This is a genomic window from Candidatus Mycalebacterium sp. (assembly GCF_977828045.1).
Genome location: NZ_CDWCUL010000002.1, coordinates 49,242 through 58,384, shown reverse-complemented (window position 1 = coordinate 58,384; position 9,143 = coordinate 49,242). Strand labels below are relative to the sequence as shown.

The following is a 9,143-nucleotide window of genomic DNA, read 5'->3' as shown; positions in this document are numbered from 1 at the left end:
GCTTTTCTTTCTTCGGGCGTGCGTCGCGGGGACAGAGTGATGATAATGCTTGAAAACATTCCGGAATTTCCTTTTTCATTCCTCGCGGCGCTCAAAATTGGAGCCGTTCCCATTCCGGCGAGCCCGATGCTTGTTGAAGACGAGGAGGTTTATATTCTTGAAGACAGGCGGAGCAAAAGCGGTTGTCGCGTCCGCTGTGACATACGGCCGGGTTGATGCCGTACGCCATCGTTGCCCGAATTTGAAAACGGTTTTTATAACGGGAGGAAAGGCGCCTTCACGATGTGTTGACCTTGACGAACTTGTGCGAAAATCTTCCGCCGAACTTGAACCTGCGGACACGCTTTCGGAAGATATTGCGTATATCTGCTACACATCCGGAACCACCGGAGAGCCGAAAGGGGTTGTTCACGCGCATCGGTGCATTATCGGGCGTGACCCGGCGGCTTTTTTCTGGCTGGGGGTCCGCGACCGCCCCAAAGTTTTTCACGCCGGAAAACTCAACTGGACTTACACTCTGGGTGCGGGCTGTCTTGACCCCTGGCGGCATGGATGCGCGAGCGTGATTTATGGAGGCGAATACGAACCCCGAAAGATGTTTGAAATTATTGAAAAGCACCGCGCGAATGTTTTTATGGCGGTTCCGACCGTTTACAGGCAGATGCTGAGGGCGGCAAAAGACGCGCCCCGCCCCGATCTTTCAAGTGTGAGCCACTGTTTGAGCGCGGGCGAAACTCTCAGCCCGGAGCTTTTTTCCGCGTGGAAAGACGAATTGGGGGTTTCGCTTTATAACGGACTGGGAATGAGCGAGTTCAGCTACTACGTTTCAAACATGATCGGGATGGAAATAAACCCTGAGTCCCCGGGCAAACCGCAGCCCGGCAGGAAATGTTTTCTCGCAAACCCCGAAACCGGAGAAAAGGTCGCGGATGCGCGCGAAGGGGTTCTGGTTTCCGCTCCGGACGATCCGGGAATTATGCTGGGTTACTGGAACAAACCCGAAGAGACTCGCGCAATGTTTTCTCCGAAGGGCGATTTTATGAGCGGCGATTATTTTACTGCTGACGATGACGGCTACCTGCTGCCGCTTGGGAGAAGGGACGACATGATAAACAGTTTCGGTTACAGAATTTCGCCGTTTGAAATTGAGGCGGCGCTTTCAAAACACGGCAAAGTCGGCGATTGCGCCGCCGTGGGAATTGACGCGGGCGGCGGGAAAATAATCACAACCGCTTTTGTTGTAACAAAGGAACCGGCGGGCGAGTCGCGTGATTCGCTTAAAAAGGAGTTGAGAGATTTTCTGGAAAAACGCCTCGCCAAATACAAAATGCCAAAAGAGATTGTTTTTACGGACTCAATTCCGGTTACGAAAAACGGAAAGAAAAAGCGCGGCGAATTGCGCGAGCAGTTCAGTATGACTGACTGAAAATCAGCCGGAATAAGTCGCACAGGTGATTTTCATCACTTCAAGATTGCTCTGTTTTCCAACCGCGCCCGGCACGATAATTGGAAGTTGAACCCCCGCTTCCCTGTGCGCCTCAAGCTGTTCCCTGCAACGCGCCGCCGGTCCCACAAGCGCGATCGCGTCAACTAATTTGTCGGTGAAAACCTCATGCGGTTTTTCGCCGGCCTGAATTTTTTCAACCACATCGCCATGCCCGATGTTTTTTATGAGACGCTGGTAAAACGGAAAGCGCGCGTAGCCGGAAAGCCCGGTTTTTGCGGCTTTAACCGCATCTTCCAGACTGTCTGAAATAAATGAGGGGATTCCGTTTGTGATTTCAATTTCGGAAGGGTCTCTTCCCGCTTCTTTGGCTCCCGCCACAACCTGCTCTTTTAACTGCTTCACATATTCAGGCGGAGACATATACGGCATAAGCCCGTCCGCCACCTTACCTGCGAGGCGGGCGGCAGAGTTCGTCAGTCCGGCTATGTGAACGGGAAAACCCGGCAGATCGCGTTTGATTGTCAGTAATTCCGAAGAGCCGTCCAGCATGGGTCTGAGTTCGGAAATGTATTTTTCCATCTCCTCAACCGGATTGCCCATGTCTATTCCGAATTTGTCATTGACGGGCTTGTGGCTCACTCCGAGACCGAGCATCATTCTTCCGCCCGAAATCTCCTGAACAGTAAGCGCTTCGGCGGCGCAGATGACGGGTTTGCGCATGAATATATTTGTTATCCACGTGCCGACTTTGATTGTTGAAGTCGCTTCGGCGAACACCTGCGCGTTGGAAATCGCGCTGTAAGGCGGAACTTCGGGCGAGAAAATCGCTTCAAAACCCGCGTTCTCCGCTTCGCGCGCGAGCGCTCTTAAATCATCAACTCCACAGCCCCATACGGGGGAAATAGTCGCTATTTTTGTCATTTTGCGTTCCCTTTTGGCGGTCTTTTGCCGCCTCTAATAGTTAATAGTATTTCTAATAAATTTAACCCGTGAAACGGAAAAATTACAATCCGCCCGCTTTTGACACCGCACGGGGTTGGTATTATAATCAACCGTGATGAAGAAAACAGGAGCTGAAATCTACATAATCGGGATTTTTGTTCTGGTTGCCTCAATTCTTTTGATTGCATCTCTTACGCATGTTGTATTGAAACCTTGATGTATAAAAAGAGGCAATCCCAATAGCGAACATCTCTGTTTACGGCAACAGATCCGGCCTTACCGGCAGAGAAATCAAGTTGCTTCTCAAAATCTATTCAAAATCTGTTGACCCAAACAAGGTGATGACGCCGGAATTCGGTTCCGCGCTTTGCAGGGCGTCGGAAGAGGTCAAAAGGAATGTGGCGGTTTTGCTCAATAAAAAAGGCAGAGTGGCGGCGGTTTTTGTGGGAAACTGCGGCGATTTTCAAATCGCGTCGTTTTTCAGAAGGCATCGCGACACCGGGCGCGGAGTCAGAAACTTTCGGCTCATTCTCACACATACAGACGGGCGCGGGCTTACGGACAACGAAAAATTCACGCTTATAAACGAACGGCTTGAAATAGTGGGCGTCGTTCGGATTAGGGGCGGTGGCGCGGGCGGGTTTGAGTTTGCCTATCCTCTTGTTCCGGACGCAGAGCGGAGCGATTCTGAAAAATGGAAAATCGCGGAATTCCCCAGTTGCTCAAACGTAAATTTTGATATTGAAAGCGCGCTTGAGCCGGTACAAAACAGACGTTTTGCCCCGCTAAATCCACGTCATAAAAACAGGGAACACGTTTTTCTCATTGCGACGGGGCGTTCGCAGAGGGAAGCCGGAACATCACTGCAAGAGATTGATGCTCTCGCGGTTTCTGCCGGGAAAAAGGTTCTGGGCTCACGCGTTCATATTCTCAAACGGTCAAAAAAATCCGTTGGCAACACTGTTCTCGGAGAGAAAAAATTGACTGATTTCCTTCTGCTCGCAAAACATGAAGCTGCGGGAGCGGTGATTTTTGACACCGAACTCGCGCCGTCTGAGATTTCCGAAATACAGAGCCGCACGGATATGAAAATTGTTGACCGTACGCAACTCATACTTGAAATATTTTCCCTGCGGGCTTCCTCAAAAGAGGGAAAATTGCAGGTTAAACTTGCGGAACTCAAATACGCCCTTCCCCGTCTTTCGGGAAGCGGAATTCAGATGTCGCAGCCCGGTGCGGGAATTGGAACAAGGGGGCCCGGAGAGAAAGCGCTTGAAAAGGAAAGAAGGCAACTCAGAAGACGGGTAAGGGATTTGGAGAAGCAGATGGAGGCGATATCCTGCAGGAGAGAAAGGACGCGGGCAAACCGCATGAGAGGAAACACGGAAATTATTTCGCTTGTAGGCTACACAAACGCGGGCAAGTCCACGCTGTTTTCCGCTTTGACAAAAGAGCACACCGAAATCGCGGATAAAATGTTTTCCACGCTCGGAACGAAAACCCGCAGAATGTATTCGCCGGGCAATTCCACTCTTCTTTTCACCGACACGGTCGGTTTTATAAAAGATCTTCCCAAAGATTTGGCGATGGCGTTCAGAGCGACTCTGGAAGAGCTTGGCGAAGCCGATTTACTGCTTCATGTGGCGGACGCGGGTGATCCGGACGTTGAGAGCAAGATAGACGCCGTTGAATCCATACTTGACTCAATGGGGTTTGGCGAAGTGCGCAGGCTGCTTGTATTTAACAAAACCGACATTGCCCCTCGCCAAAAACTGAAAGACCTTTCCGTGATTTATCCCGAATCCATTTTCGTTTCCGCCGCCGTGCGAAACAATCTCGGCGAGATAGCGGCGCGCACGGGTGAGATTTTAAAAGACCGCAAACAAAACTATCCTCTTGCGATATAACAGAAGGGCTTACGATGATTTCATACAAAAGAATGTCCGACCACTTGATGAGCATAATCCGCATAGACAGCGAGCCGCGTTTTGAAAAAGATGTTGCGCTTGTTCTGGAAAAAGAGATGAAGGAGATAGGCGGCGAATGTTTTTATGACGATTGCGGCGCGAAAGTCGGCGGAAATACGGGCAACCTGATTGTCAAACTTAAAGGCAATACGGACGCGCCACCGTTTTTTCTTTGTTCGCATATGGACACAGTCGCTCCCGGAAAGGGGATAAAACCCTCAATCAAAGACGGCGTTATGAGAAGCGATGGAACGACAATTCTCGGCAGCGACGACAAAAGCGGAGTTTCCATAATTGTTGAAGCGGTGCGTTGCCTCAAAGAGAACGCCCTGCCCCACGGCGACATTGAAATAGCGTTCACGATATGCGAAGAAGTTGGGTTGCTGGGGGCGAAATTCATTGACTGTTCAATTTTCAACTCCTCTTACGGAATTGTTCTTGACAGCAGCACTCCGGACCGCCTTGTTCTGAAATGCCCGGCTTCGGATAGACTCAAAGCCAAAATCACGGGTGTTGAGGCGCATGCGGGGCTGTGCCCCGAAGATGGTGTGAGCGCGATAGAGATTGCGTCAAAAGCCATAGCGAGAATGAATCTGGGAAGAATAGATTTCGAAACCACCGCGAACATCGGCACAATTTCAGGCGGAAGCGCCATGAACATCGTTCCGGGTGAAGCAAATGTTCTCGGCGAGGCGAGAAGTCACGACGAGGAAAAACTCCTGGCACAAATGGACCACATGAGTGAGTGTTTTGAGGAAGCGTCAATTGAAGTCCGCGGAGATGCTTCCGCCGTGGAAATTGAGCGGGAAAACATCTATCCCCTGATGGACGTTTCTCCCTCGTCCGTGATTACGAAAATGGTTGAGGAAACTGCGCGCGGACTCGGTCATCCGGTTGTTCTTCACACAAGCGGCGGCGGTTGCGATGCGAACTACCTGAACCGCAAGGGGCTTGAATGTGTAAATCTGGGAACGGGAATGTACGATCTTCACACAGTTAATGAGCATCTTGTTATTGAAGAGTTCAACAGGTCGGCGGATATTGTTCTTGCGACCATTATGAAAAATGCCGGACACTCAAACTAACGCCAAAACCAAACGGGCTCTCATACTTGTTGACCACGGAAGCGCCGTTGCCGAAGCCAATAGCGTGCTTGCCGAAGTAACCCGTGAAATCAGGGAAAGAGGCGCGGGCTTTGATATTGTTGAATACTGCCACATGGAGATTGCGTCTCCGACTATGGAAGAGGCGTTTCAAAAATGCGCCGAGTTGGGAGCGGGCGAGGTGGTCGTCCACCCTTATTTTCTCGTTCCGGGCAGGCATTCGGGTTTTGACATACCCGCAATGGCAAAAAAGGTTGCCAAAAAGTTTCCGAATTTGAAACACACGGTTACCGAGCCGCTCGGTCTCCATGAGAAAATCGTGGATGTTGTTCTGGAGCGCGTTTCGGGTGAGAAATAACCCTCCCGACCTACGGACACTCAATAGTTTTTGAAAGAGTAAAATGTTTGGCGTGCCTGTTCTGCCATTTTCTTTTTTTGTGATTTCTTGAAAACACCGACACTTTGTCCGTTCCGCAGTAGAACGCTAAAAAGCGGGATTCAGGATGCTTCAAACCGCCCACTTCGGGGCGTATGGAAGATATGTGAACAAACACCACTCCGTTCAGATTTTCTTTTTTCTTAACCGTGCGCGGGAAAAAATGCGGGACGTGGAGATGCCCCGAGAGCCAGAGGTCAACTTTCTCTTTTTTCAGCACTTCAGTAAAACGCTCTGAGCCCGCTATCTGCCTGTCACGAAGTCCGGAGAACACAATGGAACTTCCTTCAAGCGGCGCGTGGGTCATCACGACTACGATTTTGTCTCTGTTGTTTTCAACGGTTTTCTTCCACCACTCAAATACTTTGTTGCTTATGACAGTTGGCTTTGTGCCGTCTTCGTCTGAGATGAAAATAAAAAGGATGTTGCCGCGCAGAACGGTTTTGTTGAATTTGCCGATTTTTTTCCTGAAAAGCGCGCCGCCGTCCGGTTTGACATCGTGGTTGCCCGCGATTTCATGCCACGGCACAATATACGATTTTGACCGTGTCGCGAGATACCAGTCAAAAACTTCTTCGCTTGCGGAATTGACAATGTCCCCGGCGACAAAAGCCATGTGAACGCCCCTTGTGTTCCGGTTCAAATCCTCAACGGCGTTTTCAAAAGCCCGTCTGTGCGAGGGATGCGTGGGCTGAGTGTCCGCAAGCGCCCAGACTTTGAAAACGTCTTTCCTATCAAATATTTCATGCGGGAAAGGGGTGCCGGCGCATGATGAAAACACAAGAGGGACGAGAGCTGTCAGCAGAATGAGCGGATGCATCCTTTTGTTTTTTCTCCGCAGACCGAATCTATTCGCACTTTCAAATTGACGCCCGCCTCCAGGTTTGAGTCGGGAACCGCGACCGGTATGTAGTTGTCCGTCATGCAGATTGACCGGGTTTCAGATATCGCCGGAAGAGTTCTGCCGATGAAACTTTCATAAAAATTTTGTTTTTTCATGGCTCCGAGTTCTCGCATTTCAAAGCTTCTGCGTTTCTTAACCTCTGCGGAAACCTGCTCGTCCATCACGCACGCAGAGGTGTTTTTTCTGCGCGAATACGGGAAAACATGGAAATATGTGAGTACGGAATCGCGCGCGACCTCAAAGGTATTTTGAAACTGACGTTCGGTTTCGCCGGGAAAGCCGACCATAATGTCTGTTCCAATTGAGGCGTCCGGCATCTCGCGCCTTATTAAGTCCGCGCAATCCGTGAAACGTTCAGGTGAATAGCGGCGTCTCATTTTTTTCAAAACATCGCCGTCTCCGCTTTGAAGAGAAATATGGAAACTTTTGCAGACCGACTCAGAGCCCGCGCAAAGCCGTATCAGTTCATCGCTTATGTCTGCGGGGTCAAGCGAACTCAAGCGTATTTTCGGCAACGGGCGCGAACAGTTTTCAATCTCCCGAATCATTTCCACCAACGATGCGCCTATGTCCGTTCCGTAACTTGCGAGGTGAATTCCCGTTAAAACCGTTTCCTTGTAGCCGTTTGAGTAAAGAGTCGCGAGCCGCTTCAAAACCTCATCGGGTGCGAGGCTTCGCGACCTTCCCCGCGCTCTCGGAATTATGCAGAAACTGCAGGCGTAGTTGCAGCCGTCCTGAATTTTCAAAAAAGCCCTTGTGCGCTCCGGAAAGTTTTTTATTTTCGGGGATTCAAACTTTCTTTTCTTGTCCGCGAAAAGATCCGACACAAAAACCCGCGCAGTTTTCTGAGGCTCGCCTTTTCTGACGATTTCCGAGAGTGCGGGAAATTTGTGAGAGTTCCCGACAACATAGTCAACGCCTTCAAGCGCCGCAATTTCCTCAGATGACACCTGCGCGTAGCAGCCGGTTACCACAACGACTCCGTGGGGGTTTGATTTTTTCGCCCGCCGCGCGTAGTTCCTCGCTTCAGAATCCGCCTTGCCCGTTACGGTGCAACTGTCAATCACATAAACATCGGCTTTATCCGTGAAGTTTCCGTTGATTTCATATTTGCTTGGCGGAAGCTGTCCCAGCATTGCGGCGGTGTCGTATTGGTTCGCTTTACATCCCAGAGTTACCACCGAGATTTTGCGCCGCGCATCTTTTGAATTTGCCGTGTTGGTTTGCGCCATTTTGACCGTTTCCATTACGCCGAAAGCGCCTGTTTTATCCAGCCGCCTCCGAGCACTTCGCCGTTGTTGTAGAAGACAACGGCCTGCCCGGGAGTAACCGCTCTCTGCGGCTCTGCGAAAGAGACAACGGCTTTGCCGTCCGCCCGGATTTCAACCACCGCTTTTTTCTCGGAATGCCCGTGTCTTATTTTGGCTTTGACCTCCATTCCGTTTTCCGGCACTTCCCGAACCCACGAAAGCCCTTCCGCCACAAGGCCCGGATTGTAAAGCCCGCTCTCATTACCGACAACAATTTTGTTGTTCCGCTCATCAATTTTGATTACATACATCGGGTCGTCTTCGGGTCCCGAAGTCGGAATTTTCAACCCTTTTCTCTGCCCGACAGTGTAGGAATGGATTCCCTTGTGGTCTCCGACTTTTTCACCGCGAGTGTCAATCATTTCACCTTCGGACGGAGCGTCATCGCCGATTTGTTTGGACAGGAAATTTCTGTAATCACCGCCCGTGAGGAAACACACGCCCATGCTTTCGGGCTTTTCGGCGACTTGCAGTCCGAACTCATGCGCTTTTTGCCTGACTTCGGTTTTTCTGCTCTCTCCGAGCGGGAACATCAGGTTTTCCAGTTCTTTCTGCTTGAGTGTAAAAAGGAAATAGGTCTGGTCTTTGCGGTCGTCAATGCCTTTGAATAGCGCCTTTTCGCCTTTTTCGCCTAACACCCGCGCATAATGTCCGGTCGCCAGAGCGTCCGCGCCGAGCTCTTTCGCGCGCCGAAGCAGAAGGTCAAACTTCATAAACTGATTGCATAGAGTGCATGGAACAGGAGTTTCCCCCGATTTGTATTTGCCGACAAAATCGGCGACCACCGTTTTTTTGAACGGCTCCATGTAGTTTGCGACATAGTGCGGAATGCCGATCTGATGCGCCACATTTCTCGCGTCTCTGACCTCGTCAGCGGAACAACATCCTCCCGATGACTCGCCGTAATCCCAGAGCTGCATGGTGATTCCAATCACCTCGTGCCCATCATTTTTGAGCATCGCGGCGACAGTTGAGGAGTCCACTCCACCGCTCATCGCGACAACAATTCTTTTTTTCATTTTCTAAACCCCGGC

The 9,143-nt window shown here is 50.6% G+C and carries 9 protein-coding genes; 5 read left to right on the top strand and 4 right to left on the bottom strand.

The window, feature by feature from the left end; all coding sequences use genetic code 11:
• Both ACY430_RS00355 and ACY430_RS00350 read left to right on the top strand, forming a co-directional pair.
• Positions 1-216: AMP-binding protein (locus ACY430_RS00355; protein WP_462136921.1), on the top strand; the 216-nt coding region annotated here is incomplete at its 5' end.
• Positions 197-1,426, top strand: coding sequence for an acyl-CoA synthetase (locus ACY430_RS00350; RefSeq protein WP_462136924.1), 1,230 nt, complete (start codon positions 197-199; stop codon positions 1,424-1,426). The genes ACY430_RS00355 and ACY430_RS00350, both read left to right, overlap by 20 nt.
• 3 nt (positions 1,427-1,429) lie before the next feature.
• On the opposite strand, the gene ACY430_RS00345 is transcribed toward ACY430_RS00350, so the two are convergent.
• Positions 1,430-2,368: an LLM class flavin-dependent oxidoreductase gene (locus ACY430_RS00345; protein WP_462136920.1), complete on the bottom strand. Its 939-nt coding sequence runs from the start codon at positions 2,366-2,368 to the stop codon at positions 1,430-1,432.
• Positions 2,369-2,685: 317 nt separating this feature from the next.
• Here ACY430_RS00345 and hflX point away from each other — a divergent pair, with 317 nt between their 5' ends.
• From hflX to ACY430_RS00330, 3 genes are read left to right on the top strand one after another with little or no spacing between them, the layout of a single operon-like run.
• Positions 2,686-4,296 (top strand): GTPase HflX, encoded by a 1,611-nt coding sequence (hflX, locus tag ACY430_RS00340; protein WP_462136919.1) that lies wholly within the window; start codon positions 2,686-2,688, stop codon positions 4,294-4,296.
• A 14-nt stretch (positions 4,297-4,310) separates the two neighbouring features.
• Positions 4,311-5,441 (top strand): M20/M25/M40 family metallo-hydrolase, encoded by a 1,131-nt coding sequence (locus ACY430_RS00335; RefSeq protein ID WP_462136918.1) that lies wholly within the window; start codon positions 4,311-4,313, stop codon positions 5,439-5,441.
• Positions 5,422-5,817, top strand: a complete 396-nt coding sequence (locus tag ACY430_RS00330) for a CbiX/SirB N-terminal domain-containing protein (RefSeq protein WP_462136917.1) — start codon at positions 5,422-5,424, stop codon at positions 5,815-5,817. Before ACY430_RS00335 ends, ACY430_RS00330 begins: the two co-directional genes overlap by 20 nt.
• 10 nt (positions 5,818-5,827) lie before the next feature.
• Here ACY430_RS00330 and ACY430_RS00325 read toward each other — a convergent pair whose 3' ends face one another.
• Genes ACY430_RS00325 through mnmA form a run of 3 tightly spaced genes read right to left on the bottom strand, consistent with a single transcriptional unit; the run spans position 5,828 to position 9,128 of the window.
• A complete protein-coding gene (locus ACY430_RS00325) occupies positions 5,828-6,715 on the bottom strand; it encodes a metallophosphoesterase family protein (RefSeq protein WP_462136916.1) in 888 nt (295 codons plus the stop codon).
• Positions 6,694-8,046, bottom strand: coding sequence for a tRNA (N(6)-L-threonylcarbamoyladenosine(37)-C(2))-methylthiotransferase MtaB (mtaB, locus tag ACY430_RS00320; protein ID WP_462136915.1), 1,353 nt, complete (start codon positions 8,044-8,046; stop codon positions 6,694-6,696). Before mtaB ends, ACY430_RS00325 begins: the two co-directional genes overlap by 22 nt.
• Entirely contained in the window at positions 8,046-9,128 is a 1,083-nt protein-coding gene (gene mnmA / locus ACY430_RS00315; protein ID WP_462136914.1) for a tRNA 2-thiouridine(34) synthase MnmA, read from the bottom strand. The genes mtaB and mnmA overlap by 1 nt, the downstream gene beginning before the upstream one ends.
• Between the last annotated feature and the right edge of the window lie 15 nt (positions 9,129-9,143).